The following is a 23188-nucleotide window of genomic DNA, read 5'->3' on the forward strand; positions in this document are numbered from 1 at the left end:
CGATTAACCCTCGACGCGCAGCATGTAGTAAGCCTTGTTGATCATCCCGCGATTCTCGGGAGTATCCAGGACTTCTACAGTGTGACCGATGCGGCGCAGACCCAGACCCTTAACACACAGTTTGTGGTTAGGGAGACGGCCGGCGGTGCTTTTGATCAGCGTTACTTTAACGGTAGCCATGATCAGCGGATCTCCTCAACGCTCTTGCCGCGCTTGGCAGCAATGGACTCAGGAGATTGCATAGCCTTCAGACCCTTGAAAGTGGCATGAACCACGTTCACTGGGTTGGTCGAGCCGTAGCACTTGGCCAGGACGTTCTGAACGCCAGCAACTTCCAGGACGGCACGCATTGCGCCACCGGCGATGATACCGGTACCTTCCGAGGCAGGCTGCATGTACACCTTCGACGCGCCATGGGCGGACTTGGTGGCGTACTGCAGAGTAGTGCCGTTCAGGTCTACCTGAATCATGTTGCGACGGGCAGCTTCCATGGCTTTCTGGATCGCAGCAGGTACTTCGCGCGATTTGCCACGGCCGAAGCCAACACGACCTTTACCATCACCCACCACGGTCAACGCGGTGAAAGTGAAGATACGGCCGCCTTTGACGGTTTTAGCAACGCGGTTAACTTGAACCAGCTTCTCGATGTAGCCTTCGTCGCGCTTTTGATCGTTATTTGCCATAACTTAGAACTCCAGCCCGCCTTCACGAGCAGCATCAGCCAGCGCTTTGACGCGGCCATGGTACTTGAAGCCGGAACGGTCAAAGGCAACTTGAGATACACCGGCGGCTTTCGCGCGCTCAGCTACCAGCTTGCCAACCTTAGTGGCCGCGTCGATGTTGCCGGTGGCACCATCACGCAGTTCTTTGTCCAAGGTCGAGGCACTGGCCAGAACCTTGCTGCCGTCGGCCGAAATGACCTGGGCGTAGATGTGCTGCGAGGAGCGGAACACGCAGAGACGCACGACTTCGAGTTCGTGCATTTTCAGGCGTGCTTTGCGAGCGCGACGCAGTCGAGTAACTTTTTTGTCGGTCATTTGCTAGGCCCTACTTCTTCTTGGCTTCTTTACGACGGACGACTTCGTCCGCGTAACGCACACCCTTGCCTTTGTACGGCTCTGGTGGACGGAAGTCGCGGATTTCAGCGGCCACCTGACCTACCAGCTGCTTGTCGATACCCTTGATCAGGATATCGGTCTGGCTTGGGGTCTCTGCGGTGATACCGGCCGGCAGTTCGTAATCCACTGGATGCGAGAAGCCGAGTGCCAGGTTCAGCACGGTGCCTTTGGCTTGTGCTTTGTAACCAACACCGACCAGCTGGAGCTTACGCTCGAAGCCTTGGCTTACGCCCTGGACCATGTTGTTCACCAGGGCGCGGGTAGTACCGGCCATAGCGCGAGTTTGTTGATCGCCATTGCGAGCAGCGAAACGCAGCTCACCAGCTTCTTCAACGATTTCAACCGACGAGTGAACGTTCAGTTCGAGAGTGCCCTTGGCACCCTTCACCGAAAGCTGTTGGCCGACGAATTTGACTTCGACACCGGCTGGCAGCTTAACGGGGTTCTTAGCGACGCGAGACATGCTTATCCCCCCTTAGAACACTGTGCAGAGAACTTCGCCGCCGACACCGGCAGCGCGCGCAGCACGATCAGTCATCACACCTTTGTTGGTGGAGACGATAGACACGCCCAGACCGCCACGTACTTTCGGCAGTTCTTCGACGGACTTGTACTGACGCAGGCCTGGACGACTTACGCGCTTGACTTCCTCGATGACCGGACGGCCTTCGAAGTATTTCAGCTCGATGGAAAGCGATGGTTTTACTTCGCTGCTGACTTGGTAGCCAGCGATGTAACCTTCATCTTTCAGAACTTTGGCTACCGCAACCTTCAGAGTCGACGAAGGCATGCTTACGACGGACTTTTCAGCCATCTGGGCATTACGGATGCGAGTTAGCATGTCCGCTAACGGGTCCTGCATACTCATGGGCTAGACGCTCCTGATACAAGAAAAATTAGCCTCTCGGCTACTACAGTCCCCTGAAATCGCCGGGCGTGAAAACCCGGGCTCAGGAGAGCCGGTCATTCTAGACAGTTCCCAGAAACGAAACAAGCCCCAGAAGGGGCTTGTTTCGTTGCAAGGTCACCGGTGGTCGGAAGATTGCTCCCCCGCCACCTGGACGCTGCCGGTACGTCTTACCAGCTGGCTTTAACCAGACCTGGAACGTCACCGCGCATTGCTGCTTCACGCAGCTTGTTACGGCCGAGGCCGAACTTGCGGTAAACGCCGTGTGGACGACCGGTGATGCGGCAACGGTTACGCAGGCGCGAGGCGCTGGCGTCACGTGGTTGCTTCTGCAGAGCTACGACAGCGGCAAAACGCTCTTCTGGAGTTGCTTCCAGGTTGACGATGGTCGCTTTCAGCTCGGCACGCTTCTTGGCGTACTTGGCAACAGTGAGCTGACGCTTCAGCTCACGGTTTTTCATGCTCTTCTTGGCCATTTTCCTACTCCAATCAGTTGCGGAACGGGAATTTGAAAGCACGCATCAGAGCGCGGCCTTCGTCATCGTTCTTGGCAGTGGTGGTCAGGGTAATGTCCAGACCGCGCAGAGCATCGATCTTGTCGTAGTCGATTTCCGGGAAGATGATCTGCTCTTTCACGCCCATGCTGTAGTTGCCACGACCGTCGAAGGACTTGGCATTCAGGCCGCGGAAGTCGCGAACCCGAGGCAGGGAGATCGCCAGCAGGCGGTCCAGGAATTCGTACATACGATCACGGCGCAGGGTAACTTTAACGCCGATCGGCCAGCCCTCACGGACTTTGAAGCCCGCGATGGATTTCCGAGCGAAAGTCACAACGGCTTTCTGACCGGTGATCTTCTCCAGGTCAGCAACAGCGTGTTCGATGACTTTTTTGTCGCCGACAGCTTCGCCCAGACCCATGTTCAGGGTGATCTTGGTAACGCGCGGAACTTCCATCACGTTCGCCAGCTTAAGTTCTTCCTTAAGCTTGGGAGCAATCTCGTTCCGGTAAATCTCTTTCAGTCGTGCCATGGTCTTCTACCTAGCAGTGTTCAAGCATCAACCGCTTTTTGGGTCGACTTGAAGACACGAATTTTTTTGCCGTCTTCTACTTTGAAACCAACGCGGTCAGCCTTGTTGGTTTCGCCGTTGAAAATGGCGACGTTGGAAGCGTGCAGTGGCGCTTCTTTCTCGACGATACCGCCCTGTACGCCCGACATCGGGTTAGGCTTGGTATGACGCTTCACCAGGTTGATCCCACCAACGACCAGACGGTCGTCAGCGAGAACCTTGAGCACCTTACCGCGCTTACCTTTGTCTTTGCCGGCGATCACGATGATCTCGTCGTCACGACGAATCTTTTGCATGTCGGATCTCCTTACAGCACTTCTGGGGCGAGCGAGACGATCTTCATGAACTTCTCAGTACGAAGTTCACGGGTCACTGGCCCAAAGATACGGGTGCCGATCGGCTCTTGCTTGTTGTTCAACAGAACAGCAGCATTGCCATCAAAGCGGATGATGGAGCCGTCAGCACGACGGACACCGTGGCGAGTGCGGACTACAACAGCAGTCATCACTTGGCCTTTCTTCACTTTACCGCGAGGAATTGCTTCCTTGACGGTTACCTTGATGATGTCACCGATGCCGGCGTAACGACGGTGCGAACCGCCGAGAACCTTGATGCACATGACGCGACGAGCGCCGCTGTTATCGGCCACATCGAGCATGGATTGAGTCTGAATCATAAAATTTCTCCGACCCTTAGCCCTTAGACTTCAACAGCGCGTTCGAGAACTTCAACCAGTGCCCAGGACTTGGTCTTGGCCAGCGGACGGGTCTCACGGATGGAGACCTTGTCGCCGATATGGCACTGGTTGGTTTCGTCGTGCGCGTGCAGCTTAGTCGAACGCTTAACGTATTTACCGTAGATCGGGTGCTTTACGCGACGCTCGATCAGTACGGTGATGGTTTTGTCCATCTTGTCGCTGACGACACGGCCAGTCAGCGTACGGACGGTTTTTTCAGCTTCAGCCATGATCACTTACCTGCCTGCTGGTTGAGCACAGTTTTCACGCGAGCGATGTCACGCTTAACTTGCGAGAGCAGGTGCGACTGCCCCAACTGGCCAGTTGCTTTCTGCATACGCAGATTGAACTGGTCGCGCAGCAAGCCGAGCAGTTGCTCGTTCAGCTGCTGTGCTGATTTTTCACGAAGTTCATTCGCTTTCATCACATCACCGTCCGCTTAACAAAGGAGGTGGCGAGAGGCAGCTTTGCAGCCGCCAGGGCGAAAGCCTCACGCGCCAGCTCTTCAGAAACACCCTCGATCTCGTACAGGACTTTGCCTGGCTGGATCTGGGCAACCCAGTACTCCACGGAACCTTTACCTTTACCCATCCGCACTTCGAGAGGCTTCTTGGAGATCGGCTTGTCCGGGAACACACGGATCCAGATTTTACCGCCACGTTTTACGTGACGGGTCAGAGCACGACGTGCCGACTCAATCTGGCGGGCGGTGAGACGACCGCGAGCAACAGCTTTCAGAGCAAACTCGCCGAAGCTGACTTTGCTACCGCGCAGTGCCAGACCACGGTTGTGGCCAGTCATCTGCTTGCGGAATTTTGTACGCTTTGGTTGCAACATTTGGCGTACCCCTTACTTAGCAGCTTTTTTACGAGGCGCTGGTGCTTGTGGTTTCAGTTCTTCTTGGCGACCACCAATTACTTCGCCTTTGAAAATCCAAACCTTCACACCGATCACACCGTAAGTGGTGTGAGCTTCGTAGGTGGCATAGTCGATATCGGCACGCAGGGTGTGCAGCGGCACACGACCTTCGCGATACCATTCAGTACGTGCGATTTCAGCACCGCCGAGACGACCGCTCACTTGGATCTTGATGCCTTTGGCACCAATGCGCATGGCGTTCTGTACGGCGCGCTTCATGGCGCGACGGAACATCACACGACGCTCCAGCTGCTGAGCTACGCTCTGAGCTACCAGCATACCGTCGAGTTCCGGCTTGCGGATCTCTTCGATGTTGATGTGCACAGGCACACCCATTTGCTTGGTCAGGTCCTGACGCAGTTTCTCAACATCTTCACCTTTCTTCCCGATAACGATACCTGGACGAGCGGTGTGGATGGTGATGCGTGCAGTTTGGGCCGGACGATGGATATCGATACGGCTAACGGACGCGCTTTTTAGTTTGTCTTGGAGGTACTCACGCACATTCAGATCTGCGAGCAAATAGTCCGCATAAGTCCGACCGTCTGCGTACCAGACGGAGGTGTGCTCCTTGACGATTCCCAGGCGAATGCCAGTGGGATGTACTTTCTGACCCATCTGATCGACTCCGTTACTTGTCCGCAACCTTGACAGTGATATGGCAAGACCGCTTGACGATGCGATCAGCGCGGCCTTTGGCACGCGGCATGATGCGCTTCAGCGAACGCCCTTCGTTGACGAAAACGGTGGAGACCTTCAGGTCATCAACGTCTGCGCCTTCGTTATGCTCGGCGTTGGCTACGGCCGACTCGAGGACTTTCTTCATGATTTCAGCGGCTTTTTTGCTGCTGAAAGCCAACAGGTTGAGCGCTTCGCCCACCTTCTTCCCGCGGATCTGGTCGGCGACCAAGCGGGCTTTCTGGGCGGAGATTCGAGCGCCCGACAACTTAGCGGCTACTTCCATTTCCTTACCCCTTAACGCTTGGCTTTCTTGTCAGCCACGTGCCCACGATAAGTGCGGGTACCGGCAAACTCGCCCAGTTTATGGCCGACCATGTCTTCGTTCACGAGAACTGGGACGTGTTGGCGACCGTTGTGTACCGCGATGGTCAGACCGACCATTTGTGGCAGGATCATGGAACGGCGCGACCAGGTCTTAACTGGTTTGCGATCGTTCTTTTCCGCCGCCACTTCGATCTTCTTCAGTAGGTGAAGATCGATAAAAGGACCTTTTTTCAGAGAACGTGGCACTGTCGTATCCCTCTATTTACTTGCGACGACGGACGATCATGTTGTCGGTACGCTTATTACCACGAGTCTTCGCGCCCTTAGTCGGGAAGCCCCATGGCGATACCGGATGACGACCACCGGAGGTACGACCTTCACCACCACCATGTGGGTGGTCAACCGGGTTCATGGCAACACCACGAACGGTTGGGCGAACGCCACGCCAGCGTTTGGCACCAGCTTTACCCAGCGAACGCAGGCTGTGCTCGGAGTTCGAGACTTCACCCAGGGTCGCACGGCATTCAGCCAGGACTTTACGCATTTCACCAGAGCGCAGACGCAGGGTCACATAGACACCTTCGCGAGCGATCAGCTGAGCCGAAGCACCAGCGGAACGAGCGATCTGTGCACCTTTGCCCGGCTTCAGTTCGATGCCGTGAATGGTGCTACCCACTGGGATGTTGCGCAGTTGCAGGGAGTTGCCTGGCTTGATTGGAGCCAGAGCGCCTGCGATCAGCTGGTCGCCAGCAGCAACGCCTTTAGGGGCGATGATGTAGCGGCGCTCGCCGTCTGCGTAGCACAGCAGTGCGATGTGAGCAGTACGGTTTGGATCGTATTCGATACGCTCGACAGTGGCGACGATGCCATCTTTGTCGTTGCGACGGAAATCGACCATACGGTAATGCTGCTTATGACCACCACCTACGTGACGAGTAGTGATACGGCCATTGTTGTTACGACCACCAGACTTCGATTTCTTCTCGAGCAGCGGTGCGTGAGGAGCGCCTTTATGCAGCTCCTTGTTGACCACCTTGACCACGAAACGGCGGCCAGGGGAAGTCGGTTTGCATTTAACGATTGCCATGATGCACCCCTTCCTTACTCAGCACTGCTGCTGAAATCGAGATCTTGGCCTGGCTGAAGCGAAACGATCGCTTTCTTCCAGTCATTGCGCTTGCCCAGACCACGTGCGGTACGCTTGGTTTTACCCAGAACGTTTACAGTCGACACGTTTTCGACTTTTACGCCGAACAGGCCTTCGACAGCTTTCTTGATTTCCAGCTTGGTTGCGTCAGTAGCAACCTTGAATACGAACTGGCCTTTTTTCTCAGCCAGAACGGTAGCCTTCTCGGAAACATGCGGGCCAAGGAGGACTTTAAATACGCGTTCCTGGTTCATCCCAGCAGCTCCTCGAATTTCTTCACGGCCGACACAGTGATCAACACTTTGTCGTATGCGATCAGACTGACCGGATCGGAACCCTGTACGTCACGTACGTCGACGTGCGGCAGGTTACGAGCAGCCAGGTACAGGTTCTGATCAACAGCGTCCGAAACGATCAGAACGTCGCTCAGACCCATGCCGTTCAGCTTGTTCAGCAGGTCTTTGGTTTTCGGTGCTTCAACAGCGAAGTCCTGAACCACGACCAGACGGTCGGTACGCACCAGCTCAGCGAGGATGGAACGCATTGCTGCGCGGTACATCTTCTTGTTGAGCTTCTGCGAGTGATCCTGAGGACGAGCTGCGAAAGTGGTACCGCCGCCACGCCAGATTGGGCTACGGATAGTACCGGCACGAGCACGGCCAGTGCCTTTCTGACGCCATGGGCGCTTACCGCCACCAGCAACGTCGGAACGGGTTTTCTGCTGCTTGGTGCCCTGACGGCCGCCGGCCATGTAGGCCACGACTGCTTGGTGTACCAGCGTCTCGTTGAATTCGCCGCCGAAAGTCAGTTCGGAAACTTCGATCGCTTGAGCGTCATTTACATTTAGTTGCATGTCAGCTTCCCCTTAACCGCGAGCCTTGGCAGCCGGACGCACAACCAGATCGCTGCCAGTTGCGCCTGGAACGGCACCCTTGACCAGCAACAGATTGCGTTCAGCGTCGACGCGCACTACTTCGAGGGACTGAACGGTCACGCGCTCGGCGCCCATGTGACCGGACATTTTTTTGCCCTTGAATACACGACCAGGAGTCTGGCACTGGCCGATAGAGCCCGGGACGCGGTGGGAGACGGAGTTACCGTGGGTGTTATCTTGACCGCGGAAATTCCAGCGCTTGATGGTACCGGCAAAGCCTTTACCCTTGGACTGGCCGGTAACGTCTACCAGCTGACCTGCAGCGAAGATTTCAGCGTTGATCGAATCACCGGCCTGGAACTCACCTTCTTCAAGGCGGAATTCCCAGACACCGCGACCCGCGGCAACGTTCGCCTTGGCGAAGTGACCTGCTTGAGCAGCAGTCACGCGCGAAGCGCGACGCTCACCGACAGTGACTTGCACTGCACGATAGCCATCGGTTTCTTCAGTTTTGAACTGGGTGACGCGATTCGGCTCGATCTCAATGACCGTGACCGGAATGGAGACACCTTCTTCGGTGAAAATACGGGTCATACCGCATTTACGACCGACTACACCAATAGTCATGTTGTAAACCTCATGAGTGTACGGGGCTTTCACCCGCTATGGCCGCCCATTTCAGAGCGTTACACGACTAAGACCGTGTCTTAGCCGAGGCTGATCTGCACTTCCACACCGGCCGCAAGATCAAGCTTCATAAGAGCATCAACGGTTTTATCCGTTGGCTGGACGATGTCCAGTACGCGCTTATGAGTACGGATCTCGTACTGGTCACGCGCGTCTTTGTTGACGTGCGGGGAGACCAGAACGGTGAACCGCTCTTTACGGGTAGGCAGTGGAATTGGACCACGCACTTGAGCACCAGTACGTTTCGCGGTTTCCACGATTTCCTGGGTGGATTGGTCGATCAGGCGATGGTCAAAAGCCTTCAACCTGATACGGATTTGCTGATTTTGCATTGGATTTCAGACTCCAGGCTGCTATTCCCACCGGGCGCACTACGCCCGTTAAAAGGAGGCGTGATTCTATAGAGGGCCCCACTGAGTGTCAACCCAATAAAAAAGCCCCCGCTGAGCGGGGGCCTTTTTAAGCGATCAACGATTACTCGATGATTTTGGCTACGACGCCGGCGCCGACGGTACGACCGCCTTCACGGATAGCGAAACGCAGACCGTCTTCCATCGCGATGGTTTTGATCAGGGTAACAGTCATCTGAATGTTGTCACCTGGCATTACCATTTCAACGCCTTCTGGCAGCTCGCAGTTACCAGTCACGTCAGTAGTACGGAAGTAGAACTGTGGACGGTAGCCTTTGAAGAACGGAGTGTGACGGCCGCCTTCTTCTTTGCTCAGAACGTAAACTTCTGCGGTGAACTTGGTGTGCGGCTTGACCGAACCTGGCTTGACCAAAACCTGGCCACGCTCAACGTCGTCACGCTTGGTGCCGCGCAGCAGCACGCCGCAGTTCTCGCCAGCACGACCTTCGTCCAGCAGCTTGCGGAACATCTCAACACCGGTGCAGGTGGTGGTGGTGGTGTCACGCAGACCAACGATTTCCAGGGCGTCTTGAACGCGGACGATACCACGCTCGATACGACCGGTAACAACGGTACCACGACCCGAGATCGAGAATACGTCTTCGATTGGCATCAGGAACGGCTTGTCGATAGCGCGCTCAGGCTCTGGGATGTAGCTGTCCAGAGTCTCAACCAGCTTCTTGACAGCGGTGGTGCCCATTTCGTTGTCGTCTTTGCCTTCCAGCGCCATACGAGCCGAACCGATGATGATCGGGGTGTCGTCGCCTGGGAAGTCATAGGTGGACAGCAGGTCGCGAACTTCCATCTCGACCAGTTCCAGCAGCTCAGCGTCGTCTACCAGGTCAGCCTTGTTCAGGAAGACCACGATGTACGGAACGCCAACCTGACGGGACAGCAGGATGTGCTCACGGGTTTGTGGCATCGGACCATCGGCGGCCGAGCAAACCAGGATCGCGCCGTCCATCTGGGCAGCACCGGTGATCATGTTCTTCACGTAGTCAGCGTGACCTGGGCAGTCGACGTGAGCGTAGTGACGAATGTTCGAGTTGTACTCGACGTGTGCGGTGTTGATGGTGATACCGCGAGCTTTCTCTTCTGGAGCGCTGTCGATCTTGTCGAATTCGACGACGGCCGAACCGAAAACTTCGGAGCAGACGCGAGTCAGAGCTGCGGTCAGAGTGGTTTTACCGTGGTCAACGTGACCGATGGTGCCAACGTTGACGTGCGGAAGGGAACGATCAAATTTTTCTTTAGCCACGACAGTGAACCTCTTGCCTAAAGGGCTGGATTAGCCTTGTTTTTTAACGAGTGCTTCGACGATATTCGACGGAGCTTCGGCGTATTTGGAGAATTCCATGGAGTAGCTCGCGCGACCCTGAGACATGGAACGAACGTCGGTCGCATAACCGAACATTTCTCCGAGCGGAACTTCAGCACGGACAACCTTGCCGGACACCGAATCTTCCATACCCTGGATCAGACCACGACGACGGTTCAGGTCACCCATCACGTCACCCATGTAGTCCTCAGGGGTCACAACTTCTACCTTCATGATCGGCTCAAGCACTTTACCGCCGCCTTTGGCTGCGAGTTGCTTGGTCGCCATGGAGGCCGCCACCTTGAACGCCATCTCGTTGGAGTCGACGTCGTGGTAGGAACCATCAAACACGGTAGCCTTCAGGCCGATCAGCGGATAGCCGGCAACGATGCCGTTCTTCATCTGCTCTTCGATACCCTTCTGGATCGCCGGGATGTATTCCTTAGGAACCACACCACCTACAACCTCGTTGGTGAATTCCAGGCCTTCGGTGATGTTGCCTTGTGCGTCCACTGTTGGCTGCGAGAAGCGAATCCAGCAGTGACCGAACTGACCGCGACCACCGGACTGACGAACGAACTTACCTTCGATCTCGACGTTGTCCTTGGTGATCTGCTCGCGGTACGAAACCTGTGGCTTACCAATGTTGGCTTCGACGTTGAACTCGCGCTTCATGCGGTCAACGAGGATGTCCAGGTGAAGCTCACCCATACCGGAGATGATGGTCTGGCCGGTTTCTTCGTCGGTTTTGACGCGGAACGACGGGTCTTCCTGAGCCAGCTTGCCCAGTGCGATACCCATCTTTTCCTGGTCTTGCTTGGTCTTCGGCTCAACAGCTACCGAGATCACAGGCTCCGGGAAGTCCATACGCTCGAGGATGATCGGCTTGTCGGCGTTGCACAGGGTGTCACCGGTGGTGACGTCCTTCATGCCGATCAGAGCAGCGATGTCGCCTGCCAGTACTTCTTTGATTTCTTCACGCTGGTTGGCGTGCATCTGCACCATACGACCAACGCGCTCTTTCTTGCCCTTGACCGAGTTGATCACGGAGTCGCCGGACTGCAGCATACCCGAGTAAACGCGGACGAAGGTCAGAGTACCCACGAACGGGTCGGTGGCAATCTTGAACGCCAGAGCCGAGAACGGCTCGTTGTCGTCGGCATGACGCTCGTCGTAGTCGGCGTCAACCAGCTCTTCTTTCGGCTTCTCGATCAGATCAGGGTGGATACCCTTGATCGCCGGGATTTCGGTCGGAGCAGGCAGGAAGTCGATAACGGCGTCGAGAACCAGGGGAACGCCCTTGTTCTTGAACGACGAACCGCAGACAGCCGGAACGATCTCGCTGGCCAGGGTGCGCGCGCGCAGACCGGCTTTGATTTCTTCGACGGTCAGCTCACCTTCTTCAAGGTACTTGTTCATCAGCTCTTCGTTGGCTTCGGCAGCGGCTTCGACCATATTGGCGCGCCACTCTTCAGCCAGCTCCAGCATATCGGCAGGAATTTCTTCCTCGCGATAAGTGGTGCCTTTGTCGTCGTCGTTCCAGTAGATAGCCTTCATCTTGATCAGGTCGACCTGACCCTGGAAGTTATCTTCCGAACCGATGGCCAGCTGAACAGGAACCGGGGTGTGACCCAGACGGTTCTTGATCTGACCTACGACGCGCAGGAAGTTGGCACCGGCACGGTCCATCTTGTTCACGTAAACAACACGTGGAACGCCGTACTTGTTGGCTTGACGCCATACGGTTTCGGACTGTGGCTCAACGCCGGAAGTGCCGCAGAACACAACGACCGCGCCGTCGAGTACGCGCAGCGAACGTTCTACTTCAATGGTGAAGTCAACGTGGCCGGGGGTATCGATGACGTTTACGCGGTAGTTGTCATACTGGCCACGGGAACCCTGCCAGAAGGTGGTAACAGCAGCGGAGGTAATGGTAATACCCCGCTCCTGCTCCTGCACCATCCAGTCGGTGGTCGCGGCGCCGTCATGCACCTCGCCCATCTTGTGGCTCAGGCCTGTGTAGAACAGGATCCGCTCGGTAGTGGTAGTTTTGCCCGCGTCAACGTGCGCGCAAATACCGATGTTACGGTAGCGGTTGATTGGTGTAGTACGAGCCATAGAGCCCTCGCAAAAATAGTGATGCCAGAATTAGAAGCGGTAGTGCGAGAACGCTTTGTTGGCTTCGGCCATACGGTGTACGTCTTCACGCTTCTTGACTGCAGCACCTTTGCCTTCAGCAGCATCCAGCAGCTCGCCAGCCAGGCGCAGAGCCATGGACTTCTCGCCACGCTTGCGGGCGTAGTCTACCAACCAGCGCATTGCCAGGGCGTTACGACGGGATGGACGAACTTCAACAGGAACCTGGTAAGTGGCACCGCCAACACGGCGCGACTTAACTTCGACCAGCGGAGCGATGGCGTCGAGAGCTTTCTCGAAGATTTCCAGGGGATCGCTGTTCTTGCGTTCTTTAACCTTGTCCAGTGCACCGTAAACGATACGCTCGGCAACGGCTTTTTTGCCGCTTTCCATTACGTGGTTCATGAACTTGGCGAGGATCTGGCTTCCGTATTTTGGATCGTCCAGAATCTCACGCTTGGCTGCTACACGACGTCTTGGCATTGATAAGCCCTCAAACGGTCTTCAGGTTAGCCCGGGACAGTGCCCCTTAAGGGTGCGTGCCCGACCTTACTCTTATCGACTCAATAAAATTGATAACTGCAAACTGCGACAAACGGCCGATTACTTCGGACGCTTGGTACCGTACTTCGAACGACCTTGGTTACGACCTTTGACGCCGGAGGTATCCAGGGAGCCGCGAACGGTGTGGTAACGAACACCTGGCAAGTCTTTTACACGACCGCCACGGATCAGTACGACGCTGTGCTCTTGCAGGTTGTGGCCTTCACCGCCGATGTACGAGGAAACCTCGAAACCGTTGGTCAGACGCACACGGCAAACTTTACGCAGTGCCGAGTTAGGTTTTTTCGGCGTGGTGGTGTACACACGGGTGCACACGCCACGACGTTGCGGGCAGTTCTGCAGCGCAGGAACGTCGGATTTCTCGACGATACGCTTACGCGGCTGACGTACCAGCTGGTTGATAGTTGCCATCTACTAGCTCCACTGTTGTCTTGCGACGCTATTGTCTTGCAAGAAAAGCAAAAATTGGCAGGACGGAGTCCCACCAAATTTAGGGGTACAAGAGTCTAAAGAGGATCTTGCCCCCAGTCAAGACAAGGCCCCGGCCCTCCCCTTCCAGTCATCGGCAACAAATTATGTCGCCGATGGCCAAAACAGGTTTGCCGGGGCCCTATCCTACTTTCAGTTACCGCTGGAATTCAGCGCTTCGGTCAGTGCGGCTTCCACCTCACTGGCACTTACGCGCAGCGGTTTGTCGGCATCACGGCGACGCTTGCGCTCGCTGTGGTAGGCCAGACCGGTACCGGCCGGGATCAGACGACCCACGACCACGTTTTCTTTCAGGCCGCGCAGGTAATCGCGCTTGCCGGTTACCGCCGCTTCGGTCAGTACGCGGGTGGTTTCCTGGAAGGAAGCCGCCGAGATGAACGATTCGGTGGACAGCGAGGCCTTGGTGATACCCAGCAGTACGCGCGAGAACTTGGAGATGAACTTGTCATCTGCGCCGAGACGCTCGTTCTCTACCAGTACCTGGGTCAGTTCCATCTGGTCGCCCTTGATGAAGCTGGAATCGCCGGACTCGGTGATCTCAACTTTACGCAGCATCTGACGCAGGATGGTCTCGATGTGCTTGTCGTTGATCTTCACGCCTTGCAGACGGTAAACGTCCTGAATCTCGTTGACGATGTACTTGGCCAGCGCGCTTACACCCAGCAGACGCAGGATGTCGTGCGGATCGCTTGGACCGTCGGAGATAACTTCGCCGCGGTTAACCTGTTCGCCTTCGAAGACGTTCAGGTGACGCCACTTCGGAATCAGCTCTTCGTACGGATCGCTGCCATCGTTCGGGGTGATGACCAGACGGCGCTTGCCCTTGGTCTCTTTACCGAAGGCGATGGTGCCGCTGACTTCAGCCAGAATCGAGGCTTCTTTCGGACGACGGGCTTCGAACAAGTCGGCAACCCGTGGCAGACCACCGGTGATGTCACGGGTCTTCGACGTTTCTTGCGGGATACGCGCGATAACGTCACCGACGCCGATCTGGGCACCGTCAGCCACACCAACCAGGGCGTTCGCCGGCAGGAAGTACTGAGCCGGTACGTCGGTACCTGGCAGCAGCAGATCCTTGCCATTGGCGTCGACCATCTTGATTGCAGGGCGGATTTCCTTACCTGCAGCCGGACGGTCTTTGACGTCCAGAACCTCAATGTTGGTCAAACCAGTCAATTCGTCAGTCTGACGCTTGATGGTGATGCCTTCTTCCATGCCCACGAAGGTCACGGTACCTTTCATTTCGGTAACGATCGGGTGGGTGTGCGGGTCCCACTTGGCGACGATTGCGCCAGCGTCGACCTTGTCGCCTTCCTTCACGGAAATGACCGCACCGTAAGGCAGCTTGTAACGCTCACGCTCACGACCGAATTCGTCGGCAATCGCCAACTCACCGGAACGCGATACGGCAACCAGGTTACCGTCGGCACGCTCAACCTGTTTCAGGTTGTGCAGGCGAACCATACCGCCGTTCTTCACCTGGACGCTGTCGGCAGCCGAGGTCCGGCTTGCAGCACCACCGATGTGGAACGTACGCATGGTCAGCTGGGTACCCGGCTCACCGATCGACTGGGCAGCGATAACGCCGACCGCTTCACCGATGTTCACCTGGTGACCGCGAGCCAGGTCGCGACCGTAGCACTTGGCGCAGATACCGTAGCGGGTTTCGCAGCTGATCGGCGAACGCACGATCACTTCGTCGATGCTGTTCAGCTCGATGAATTCGACCCACTTCTCGTCGACCAGGGTACCGGCCGGAACGATAACGTCGTCGGTGCCTGGCTTGAACACGTCACGGGCGATAACACGACCCAGTACACGCTCACCCAGTGGCTCTACAACGTCGCCGCCTTCAATGTGCGGCGTCATCAGCAGGCCTTGCTCGGTGCCGCAGTCGATCTCGGTAACCACCAGATCCTGGGCAACGTCTACCAGACGACGAGTCAGGTAACCGGAGTTCGCGGTTTTCAGCGCGGTATCCGCCAGACCCTTACGAGCACCGTGAGTCGAGATGAAGTACTGGAGTACGCTCAGACCTTCACGGAAGTTCGCGGTGATCGGCGTCTCGATGATCGAGCCGTCCGGCTTGGCCATCAGACCACGCATACCGGCCAGCTGACGAATCTGAGCTGCCGAACCCCGGGCACCGGAGTCAGCCATCATGTACATCGAGTTGAAGGACTCTTGCTCGACTTCGTCGCCGTTGCGGTCGATGACTTTCTCTTTCGAGAGGTTGGCCATCATCGCTTTGGAAACTTCGTCGTTCGCCTTGGACCACAAGTCGATGACTTTGTTGTACTTCTCGCCCTGGGTTACCAGGCCGGAGGCGTACTGGCTCTCGATCTCTTTCACTTCGTCGGTAGCGGTACCGATGATGCGGGCTTTTTCATCCGGGATAACGAAGTCGTTAACACCGATGGAAACGCCGGAGATGGTCGAGTAGGCAAAACCGGTGTACATCAGCTGGTCAGCGAAGATCACGGTCTCTTTCAGACCAACCACGCGGTAGCACTGGTTGATCAGCTTGGAGATCGCCTTTTTCTTCATTGGCTGGTTGACCACGTCGTACGACAGACCTGGCGGTACAACCTGGAACAGCAGCGCACGGCCGACAGTAGTGTCGACGATACGGGTGTTCTTGACGCTGCCGCCATCACGATCGTTTACGGTTTCGTTGATACGAACCTTGATCTTGGCGTGCAGGGCAGCTTCGCCGGCGCGGAATACGCGGTCGACTTCCTGCAGGTCGGCGAACACGCGACCTTCGCCCTTGGCGTTGATGGCTTCACGGGTCATGTAGTACAGACCCAGTACAACGTCCTGCGACGGAACGATGATTGGCTCACCGTTGGCTGGCGACAGAATGTTGTTGGTCGACATCATCAGCGCGCGCGCTTCGAGCTGGGCTTCCAGCGTCAGCGGCACGTGAACGGCCATTTGGTCACCGTCGAAGTCGGCGTTGTACGCAGCACAGACCAGCGGGTGCAGCTGGATAGCCTTACCTTCGATCAGTACCGGTTCAAAGGCCTGGATACCCAGACGGTGAAGGGTCGGCGCACGGTTGAGCAGTACGGGGTGTTCGCGAATCACTTCGGCGAGAACGTCCCAGACCTCTGGCAGCTCGCGCTCGACCATCTTCTTGGCGGCCTTGATGGTGGTCGCCAGACCACGCATTTCCAGCTTGCCGAAAATGAACGGCTTAAACAGCTCGAGAGCCATTTTCTTCGGCAGACCGCACTGGTGCAGACGCAGGGTCGGACCTACGGTAATTACCGAACGGCCGGAGTAGTCAACGCGCTTACCGAGCAAGTTCTGACGGAAACGACCTTGCTTACCCTTGATCATGTCGGCCAGGGATTTCAGAGGACGCTTGTTCGAGCCGGTGATGGCACGACCGCGACGGCCGTTATCCAGCAAGGCGTCGACCGCTTCCTGCAGCATGCGCTTTTCGTTGCGCACGATGATGTCCGGCGCGGACAGGTCGAGCAGGCGCTTCAGACGGTTGTTACGGTTGATCACCCGACGATACAGGTCGTTCAGGTCGGAAGTCGCGAAGCGACCGCCATCCAGCGGAACCAGTGGACGCAGGTCTGGCGGCAGAACCGGCAGAACGGTCAGGACCATCCACTCAGGCAGGTTGCCCGAGCCCTGGAAGGCTTCCATCAGTTTCAGACGCTTGGACAGCTTCTTGATCTTGGTTTCCGAGTTGGTCTGCGGAATCTCTTCGCGCAGGCGACCGATCTCGTGCTCCAGGTCGATAGCGTGCAGCAGCTCGCGGACAGCCTCGGCACCCATGCGGGCGTCGAAGTCGTCACCGAACTCTTCCAGCGCTTCGAAGTACTGCTCGTCGTTGAGCAGCTGGCCTTTTTCCAGGGTGGTCATGCCCGGGTCGATAACGACATAGCTCTCGAAGTAGAGAACGCGCTCGATATCACGCAGGGTCATGTCCATCAGCAGGCCGATACGGGACGGCAGCGACTTCAGGAACCAGATGTGGGCAACCGGCGAAGCCAGTTCGATGTGCGCCATGCGCTCACGACGAACCTTGGCCAGGGCGACTTCAACGCCGCACTTCTCGCAGATCACGCCGCGGTGTTTCAGGCGCTTGTACTTACCGCACAGGCACTCGTAGTCCTTGACTGGGCCAAAGATCTTGGCGCAGAACAGGCCGTCACGCTCAGGTTTGAACGTACGGTAGTTGATGGTTTCCGGCTTTTTAACTTCACCGAACGACCACGAACGGATCATCTCAGGCGAGGCCAATCCGATACGGATGGCGTCGAACTCTTCGACTTGACCCTGGTTTTTCAGCAAATTCAGTAGGTCTTTCAAGGCCTTTCCTCCTGGCGGAGCAGGGAGCGGGCTTTTCAGCCACGCTCCCGATTCGCGTCACGTGTTATTCGGTTTCCAGATCGATATCGATACCGAGCGAACGAATCTCTTTGATCAACACGTTGAAGGACTCGGGCATGCCCGGCTCCATACGGTGATCGCCGTCCACGATGTTTTTGTACATCTTGGTCCGACCGTTCACGTCGTCCGACTTCACTGTGAGCATTTCTTGCAGGGTGTATGCCGCGCCGTATGCTTCCAGCGCCCACACTTCCATCTCCCCGAAACGCTGACCACCGAACTGCGCCTTACCACCCAGCGGCTGCTGGGTAACCAGGCTGTAAGAACCAGTGGAACGCGCGTGCATCTTGTCGTCCACCAAGTGGTTCAGCTTGAGCATGTACATGTAACCAACGGTCACATGACGCTCGAACTTGTTGCCGGTACGACCGTCGAACAGCTGCATCTGACCGCTTTCTGGCATGTCTGCCAGTTTCAGCATGGCCTTGATCTCGCTTTCCTTGGCACCGTCGAAGACTGGAGTGGCCATTGGCACACCGCCTTTGAGGTTCTTCGCCAGGTCCAGGATTTCCTGGTCGGAGAAGGTCTCCAGTTGTTCCTGACGACCACCGATCTCGTTGTAGATCTCGGTGAGGAACTTGCGCAGCTCGATGACCTTGCGCTGCTCTTCGAGCATGCGGTTGATCTTCTCGCCCAGACCTTTGGCCGCCAGGCCCAGGTGGGTTTCGAGGATCTGACCGACGTTCATACGCGATGGTACGCCCAACGGGTTGAGGACCACGTCGACCGGAGTACCGTTGGCGTCGTGCGGCATGTCTTCGACCGGCATGATCACCGAGACCACACCTTTGTTACCGTGACGGCCGGCCATCTTGTCGCCCGGCTGGATGCGGCGACGGATTGCCAGGTAGACCTTGACGATCTTCAGTACGCCCGGTGCCAGGTCATCGCCCTGCTGCAGCTTGCGCTTCTTGTCTTCGAACTTGTCGTCCAGCAGACGGCGACGATCAACGATGTAGGCCTGAGCCTTCTCGAGCTGCTCGTTCAGCGCGTCTTCGGCCATGCGCAGTTTGAACCACTGGCCGTGCTCCAGACCGTCCAGGACTTCGTTGGTGATCACAGTGCCTTTCTTCAGGCCTGCACCACCGTCGACAACCTGGCCGTTCAGGGCCGAACGCAGACGCTCGAAGGTTGCGCCTTCGACGATGCGGAACTCTTCGTTGAGGTCCTTGCGGATCTCGTCCAGCTGCATCTTCTCGATGGACAGCGCGCGGCTGTCGCGCTCGACGCCATCACGGGTGAAGACCTGTACGTCGATGACAGTACCTTTGGTGCCGGTAGGCACGCGCAGGGAGGTGTCTTTAACGTCGCTGGCTTTCTCACCGAAGATTGCGCGCAGCAGTTTTTCTTCCGGAGTCAGCTGGGTTTCGCCTTTTGGCGTGACCTTGCCGACCAGGATGTCGCCAGCGCCAACTTCAGCACCAACATAAACGATACCGGCTTCGTCCAGCTTGTTCAGCGCAGCTTCACCGACGTTCGGGATGTCCGCGGTGATTTCCTCTGGGCCAAGCTTGGTGTCACGGGCCACACAGGTCAGTTCCTGGATGTGGATCGTGGTGAAGCGGTCTTCCTGAACAACACGCTCGGACAGGCAGATGGAGTCTTCGAAGTTGAAGCCGTTCCACGCCATGAACGCGATGCGCATGTTCTGACCCAGCGCCAGTTCACCCATGTCGGTGGACGGGCCGTCGGCCATGATGTCGCCACGCTGAACCGCGTCACCCTTGTTAACCAGCGGACGCTGGTTGATGCAGGTGTTCTGGTTCGAACGGGTGTATTTGGTCAGGTTGTAGATGTCGACACCGGCTTCACCGGTTTCAACTTCGTCATCGGCAACGCGAACAACGATACGGCTGGCATCGACAGAGTCGATCACGCCGCCACGACGGGCCACGACGCAAACGCCGGAGTCACGGGCAACGTTGCGCTCCATGCCGGTACCGACCAGCGGCTTGTCGGCGCGCAGGGTTGGTACAGCCTGACGCTGCATGTTCGAACCCATCAACGCACGGTTGGCGTCGTCGTGCTCGAGGAACGGAATCAGCGACGCTGCAACCGAAACTACCTGCTTCGGCGAAACGTCCATCAGGGTGACGTCTTCCGGCGCCTTGACGGTGAATTCGTTCAGGTGACGAACAGCTACCAGCTCATCGATCAGGTGCTTCTTCTCGTTCATCGTGGCCGAAGCCTGGGCGATGACGTGATCAGCTTCTTCGATCGCCGACAGGAACACGATGTCGTCGGTAACCACGCCCTCTTTCACCACGCGGTACGGGCTTTCCAGGAAGCCGTACTGGTTGGTGCGAGCGTATGCCGCCAGGGAGTTGATCAGACCGATGTTCGGACCTTCAGGGGTCTCGATCGGGCACACACGGCCGTAGTGGGTCGGGTGTACGTCACGGACTTCGAAGCCTGCGCGCTCACGGGTCAGACCACCAGGGCCGAGTGCCGAGACACGACGCTTGTGGGTGATCTCGGACAGCGGGTTGTTCTGGTCCATGAACTGCGAGAGCTGGCTGGAGCCGAAGAACTCTTTCACCGCCGCCGCTACCGGCTTGGCGTTGATCAGGTCCTGAGGCATCAGGCCTTCGCTTTCTGCCATCGACAGACGCTCTTTGACCGCGCGCTCTACACGCACCAGGCCAACGCGGAACTGGTTCTCGGCCATCTCGCCGACACAGCGGACGCGACGGTTACCGAGGTGGTCGATGTCGTCGACGATGCCTTTGCCGTTACGGATGTCGACCAGGGTCTTGAGGACCTCGACGATATCTTCCTTGCTCAGTACGCCCGAACCTTCGATCTCGGTGCGACCGATACGACGGTTGAACTTCATGCGGCCTACGGCCGACAGGTCGTAACGCTCGGCGCTGAAGAACAGGTTGTTGAACAGGGTCTCGGCGGCATCCTTGGTTGGCGGCTCGCCAGGACGCATCATGCGATAGATCTCGACCAGCGCTTCCAGTTGGTTGCTGGTGGAGTCGATCTTCAGGGTATCCGAGATGAACGGACCGCAGTCGATGTCGTTGGTGTACAGGGTCTCGATGCGAACAACCTGGGCCTTGGCGATTTTCACCAGGACGTCGGTGCTCAGCTCGGTGTTGCACTCAGCCAGGATCTCGCCGGTAGCCGGGTGCACGATCGCCTTGGCGGTAGTGCGGCCCAGGACGTACTCCAGCGGCACGTCCAGCTGCTTGACGCCAGCTTTTTCCAGCTGGTTGATGTGGCGAGCAGTGATACGACGACCTTGCTCGACAATGACCTTGCCGGTTTCGTCATGGATGTCCATGACCGCAACTTCACCACGCAGGCGCTGAGGCACCAGCTCCAGGCTGAGCTTCTCGCCCGACACGTGGAAAACGTTGGTGGTGTAGAAAGCGTCCAGCACTTCTTCAGTGCTGTAGCCCAGCGCGCGCAGCAGAACCGACGCAGGCAGTTTGCGACGACGGTCGATACGGACGAATACACAGTCTTTCGGATCGAATTCGAAGTCCAGCCACGAGCCGCGGTAAGGAATGATCCGCGCCGAGTACAGCAGTTTGCCAGAGCTGTGCGTCTTGCCGCGGTCGTGATCGAAGAACACGCCCGGCGAACGGTGCAGCTGGGAAACGATAACACGCTCGGTACCGTTGATTACGAAGGTACCGTTTTCAGTCATCAGGGGGATTTCACCCATGTAGACTTCTTGCTCTTTGATGTCCTTGATCGCTTTGTTCGACGATTCTTTGTCGAAAATGATCAGGCGGACTTTTACCCGCAGCGGCACCGCGTAGGTCACGCCCCGCAGTACGCATTCTTTGACATCAAAAGCCGGTTCGCCCAGACGATAGCCAACGTACTCCAGGGCAGCATTGCCGGAGTAGCTGATGATCGGGAAAACCGATTTGAAGGCCGCATGCAGGCCCACGTCGCGGAACTGATCTTTGGTCGCTCCCGCTTGCAAGAATTCACGATACGAATCCAGCTGGATGGCCAGGAGGTAAGGCACATCCATGACGTCCGGCAACTTGCTAAAGTCCTTGCGGATACGTTTTTTCTCAGTGTATGAGTAAGCCATCAGCGTTCCCCAGCTTGGTCACCTGCTTGTTTGGCTTCTCCCGACGGGAGCAGCCAGAAAATCGTGCAAACCCCTTGGTTTGCGCCACCATCATTGGTGGTTGCAGCTCGTTATCAGCGCCGACCTGGTCAGCTGCCAATAACGGAAAAAGGCCGGTGGCAAGAGCCACCAGCCATCAGCCTTTCGCTTGTCGCTCGGGCTGGAGACGCACAGTCGAAATTATTTCAGTTCGACGGTAGCGCCTGCTGCTTCCAGGTCAGCTTTAGCTTTGTCAGCGGCTTCTTTCGAAACGCCTTCAGCAACAACCTGAGGAGCGGTATCAACCTTTTCCTTGGCTTCTTTCAGGCCCAGGCCGGTCAGTTCGCGAACAGCCTTGATCACGTTTACTTTCTTGTCGCCAGCGGCAACCAGAACAACGTTGAACTCGGTTTGTTCTTCAACAACGGCAGCGGCAGCAGCTGGGCCAGCAGCGGCAACAGCAGCGGTAACGCCGAAGGTTTCTTCCATTGCTTTGATCAGCTCAACAACTTCCAGAACGGTTTTCTGGCCGATTGCTTCGATGATTTGCTCGTTAGTCAGAGACATGACTTAAATCCTGTATTGGGGTGACAGCCTACGCAGCCATCAAATTAAACGTATGATTTCGAAAGTGCTTTCTGCGCCTTAGGCTGCAGCAGCTTCTTTCTGGTCGCGAACGGCTGCCAGAGTACGAGCCAGCTTGCTGGTAGCGCCTTGGATCACGCTCATCAGCTTTGCAATAGCTTCGTCGCGGGTCGGCAGCGAAGCCAACACGTCGATCTGGTTTGCGGCAAGGAACTTGCCGTCGAACGCAGCTGCCTTGATCTCGAACTTGCTCTGACCCTTGGCGAATTCTGCGAACAGACGGGCAGCAGCGCCCGGGTGTTCGTTGGAGAACGCGATCAGGGTAGGGCCGGTGAAGGCGTCGTTGAGGACACTGAATTCAGTGTCAGCAACAGCGCGCTTGAGCAGGGTGTTACGTACAACACGTACGTAAACGCCAGCTTCACGAGCCTCTTTACGGAGTCCGGTCATTGCGCCTACAGTCACGCCACGGGCATCAGCCACGACAGCAGACAGAGCGACTTTGGCAGCCTCGTTGACTTCAGCGACGATGGCCTTCTTGTCTTCGAGTTTAATTGCCACGGGTAAAACTCCTGCTTGTTACCGTTTCATCCAGCCGGGGCCGGATGTCGTTTTGGTGTCTGATTCGGTAAGGAACCAGGGGCACCATCTGCGTAGGCTTGTGGTTTAAGACTTGCGTCGCCTACGGTCTTGGATAGCCCCCGCCAGGCAGGGACCCCAATTTTTTCAACCTGGTGC

General features: G+C 56.9%; 28 protein-coding genes. All 28 read right to left on the minus strand.

What is annotated here, in order from left to right; all coding sequences use genetic code 11:
- Positions 1 to 3 precede the first annotated feature (3 nt).
- Positions 4 to 180 (minus strand): 50S ribosomal protein L30, encoded by a 177-nt coding sequence (rpmD, locus tag LOY54_RS24565; protein ID WP_010220317.1) that lies wholly within the window; start codon positions 178 to 180, stop codon positions 4 to 6.
- Between the two features lie 2 nt (positions 181 to 182).
- A complete protein-coding gene (gene rpsE, locus LOY54_RS24570) occupies positions 183 to 683 on the minus strand; it encodes a 30S ribosomal protein S5 (protein WP_010220316.1) in 501 nt (166 codons plus the stop codon).
- 3 nt (positions 684 to 686) lie between these two features.
- On the minus strand, positions 687 to 1037 hold the full coding sequence (gene rplR / locus LOY54_RS24575) for a 50S ribosomal protein L18 (RefSeq protein ID WP_009397496.1): 351 nt from the start codon (positions 1035 to 1037) through the stop codon (positions 687 to 689).
- A gap of 10 nt (positions 1038 to 1047) precedes the next feature.
- Positions 1048 to 1581: a 50S ribosomal protein L6 gene (rplF, locus tag LOY54_RS24580; protein WP_010220314.1), complete on the minus strand. Its 534-nt coding sequence runs from the start codon at positions 1579 to 1581 to the stop codon at positions 1048 to 1050.
- Positions 1582 to 1593: 12 nt separating this feature from the next.
- Positions 1594 to 1986: a 30S ribosomal protein S8 gene (gene rpsH / locus LOY54_RS24585; RefSeq protein WP_010220313.1), complete on the minus strand. Its 393-nt coding sequence runs from the start codon at positions 1984 to 1986 to the stop codon at positions 1594 to 1596.
- Positions 1987 to 2195: 209 nt separating this feature from the next.
- Complete coding sequence (gene rpsN / locus LOY54_RS24590) at positions 2196 to 2501, minus strand: 30S ribosomal protein S14 (protein WP_010220312.1); 306 nt, start codon at positions 2499 to 2501, stop codon at positions 2196 to 2198.
- A 13-nt stretch (positions 2502 to 2514) separates the two neighbouring features.
- A complete protein-coding gene (gene rplE / locus LOY54_RS24595; RefSeq protein ID WP_010220311.1) occupies positions 2515 to 3054 on the minus strand; it encodes a 50S ribosomal protein L5 in 540 nt (179 codons plus the stop codon).
- 20 nt (positions 3055 to 3074) lie between these two features.
- On the minus strand, positions 3075 to 3389 hold the full coding sequence (gene rplX / locus LOY54_RS24600; protein ID WP_009397501.1) for a 50S ribosomal protein L24: 315 nt from the start codon (positions 3387 to 3389) through the stop codon (positions 3075 to 3077).
- Between the two features lie 11 nt (positions 3390 to 3400).
- Entirely contained in the window at positions 3401 to 3769 is a 369-nt protein-coding gene (rplN, locus tag LOY54_RS24605) for a 50S ribosomal protein L14 (protein ID WP_002555479.1), read from the minus strand.
- A 23-nt stretch (positions 3770 to 3792) separates the two neighbouring features.
- Positions 3793 to 4059, minus strand: a complete 267-nt coding sequence (gene rpsQ, locus LOY54_RS24610) for a 30S ribosomal protein S17 (protein ID WP_008374160.1) — start codon at positions 4057 to 4059, stop codon at positions 3793 to 3795.
- A gap of 2 nt (positions 4060 to 4061) precedes the next feature.
- Positions 4062 to 4253, minus strand: coding sequence for a 50S ribosomal protein L29 (gene rpmC / locus LOY54_RS24615; protein WP_002555481.1), 192 nt, complete (start codon positions 4251 to 4253; stop codon positions 4062 to 4064).
- Positions 4253 to 4666 carry a 50S ribosomal protein L16 gene (gene rplP, locus LOY54_RS24620; protein WP_003255479.1) on the minus strand — a complete coding sequence of 138 codons (414 nt, stop codon included), beginning with the start codon at positions 4664 to 4666 and terminating at the stop codon, positions 4253 to 4255. The genes rpmC and rplP overlap by 1 nt, the downstream gene beginning before the upstream one ends.
- A 12-nt stretch (positions 4667 to 4678) precedes the next feature.
- On the minus strand, positions 4679 to 5365 hold the full coding sequence (rpsC, locus tag LOY54_RS24625; protein ID WP_010220308.1) for a 30S ribosomal protein S3: 687 nt from the start codon (positions 5363 to 5365) through the stop codon (positions 4679 to 4681).
- Positions 5366 to 5378: 13 nt separating this feature from the next.
- Positions 5379 to 5711 carry a 50S ribosomal protein L22 gene (gene rplV / locus LOY54_RS24630; protein ID WP_003103908.1) on the minus strand — a complete coding sequence of 111 codons (333 nt, stop codon included), beginning with the start codon at positions 5709 to 5711 and terminating at the stop codon, positions 5379 to 5381.
- Between the two features lie 11 nt (positions 5712 to 5722).
- On the minus strand, positions 5723 to 5998 hold the full coding sequence (rpsS, locus tag LOY54_RS24635; protein ID WP_002555486.1) for a 30S ribosomal protein S19: 276 nt from the start codon (positions 5996 to 5998) through the stop codon (positions 5723 to 5725).
- 16 nt (positions 5999 to 6014) lie between these two features.
- Positions 6015 to 6839 (minus strand): 50S ribosomal protein L2, encoded by an 825-nt coding sequence (rplB, locus tag LOY54_RS24640; protein WP_038606161.1) that lies wholly within the window; start codon positions 6837 to 6839, stop codon positions 6015 to 6017.
- Positions 6840 to 6853: 14 nt separating this feature from the next.
- Positions 6854 to 7153, minus strand: coding sequence for a 50S ribosomal protein L23 (gene rplW / locus LOY54_RS24645; RefSeq protein ID WP_010220306.1), 300 nt, complete (start codon positions 7151 to 7153; stop codon positions 6854 to 6856).
- A complete protein-coding gene (gene rplD, locus LOY54_RS24650; RefSeq protein WP_010220305.1) occupies positions 7150 to 7752 on the minus strand; it encodes a 50S ribosomal protein L4 in 603 nt (200 codons plus the stop codon). Before rplD ends, rplW begins: the two co-directional genes overlap by 4 nt.
- Positions 7753 to 7764: 12 nt before the next feature.
- On the minus strand, positions 7765 to 8400 hold the full coding sequence (gene rplC, locus LOY54_RS24655; protein ID WP_010220304.1) for a 50S ribosomal protein L3: 636 nt from the start codon (positions 8398 to 8400) through the stop codon (positions 7765 to 7767).
- 80 nt (positions 8401 to 8480) lie between these two features.
- Complete coding sequence (gene rpsJ / locus LOY54_RS24660) at positions 8481 to 8792, minus strand: 30S ribosomal protein S10 (protein WP_003186070.1); 312 nt, start codon at positions 8790 to 8792, stop codon at positions 8481 to 8483.
- 142 nt (positions 8793 to 8934) lie between these two features.
- Positions 8935 to 10128, minus strand: coding sequence for an elongation factor Tu (gene tuf, locus LOY54_RS24665; RefSeq protein WP_010220303.1), 1194 nt, complete (start codon positions 10126 to 10128; stop codon positions 8935 to 8937).
- Between the two features lie 30 nt (positions 10129 to 10158).
- Complete coding sequence (gene fusA, locus LOY54_RS24670; protein WP_045202252.1) at positions 10159 to 12306, minus strand: elongation factor G; 2148 nt, start codon at positions 12304 to 12306, stop codon at positions 10159 to 10161.
- Between the two features lie 30 nt (positions 12307 to 12336).
- Entirely contained in the window at positions 12337 to 12807 is a 471-nt protein-coding gene (rpsG, locus tag LOY54_RS24675; RefSeq protein ID WP_008089143.1) for a 30S ribosomal protein S7, read from the minus strand.
- A 120-nt stretch (positions 12808 to 12927) separates the two neighbouring features.
- Complete coding sequence (rpsL, locus tag LOY54_RS24680) at positions 12928 to 13299, minus strand: 30S ribosomal protein S12 (RefSeq protein ID WP_003186084.1); 372 nt, start codon at positions 13297 to 13299, stop codon at positions 12928 to 12930.
- 210 nt (positions 13300 to 13509) lie between these two features.
- On the minus strand, positions 13510 to 17709 hold the full coding sequence (rpoC, locus tag LOY54_RS24685) for a DNA-directed RNA polymerase subunit beta' (protein ID WP_045202248.1): 4200 nt from the start codon (positions 17707 to 17709) through the stop codon (positions 13510 to 13512).
- 64 nt (positions 17710 to 17773) lie between these two features.
- The gene (gene rpoB / locus LOY54_RS24690) at positions 17774 to 21847 is read right to left on the minus strand and encodes a DNA-directed RNA polymerase subunit beta (protein ID WP_045202245.1); all 4074 of its coding nucleotides are present in this window, start codon (positions 21845 to 21847) and stop codon (positions 17774 to 17776) included.
- A gap of 219 nt (positions 21848 to 22066) precedes the next feature.
- The gene (gene rplL / locus LOY54_RS24695; RefSeq protein ID WP_043861936.1) at positions 22067 to 22432 is read right to left on the minus strand and encodes a 50S ribosomal protein L7/L12; all 366 of its coding nucleotides are present in this window, start codon (positions 22430 to 22432) and stop codon (positions 22067 to 22069) included.
- A gap of 78 nt (positions 22433 to 22510) precedes the next feature.
- Positions 22511 to 23011 (minus strand): 50S ribosomal protein L10, encoded by a 501-nt coding sequence (rplJ, locus tag LOY54_RS24700; protein ID WP_045190247.1) that lies wholly within the window; start codon positions 23009 to 23011, stop codon positions 22511 to 22513.
- Positions 23012 to 23188: the final 177 nt, after the last annotated feature.

It is taken from the genome of Pseudomonas sp. B21-032 (genome assembly GCF_024748965.1).
Taxonomy (GTDB): Bacteria; Pseudomonadota; Gammaproteobacteria; order Pseudomonadales; family Pseudomonadaceae; genus Aquipseudomonas.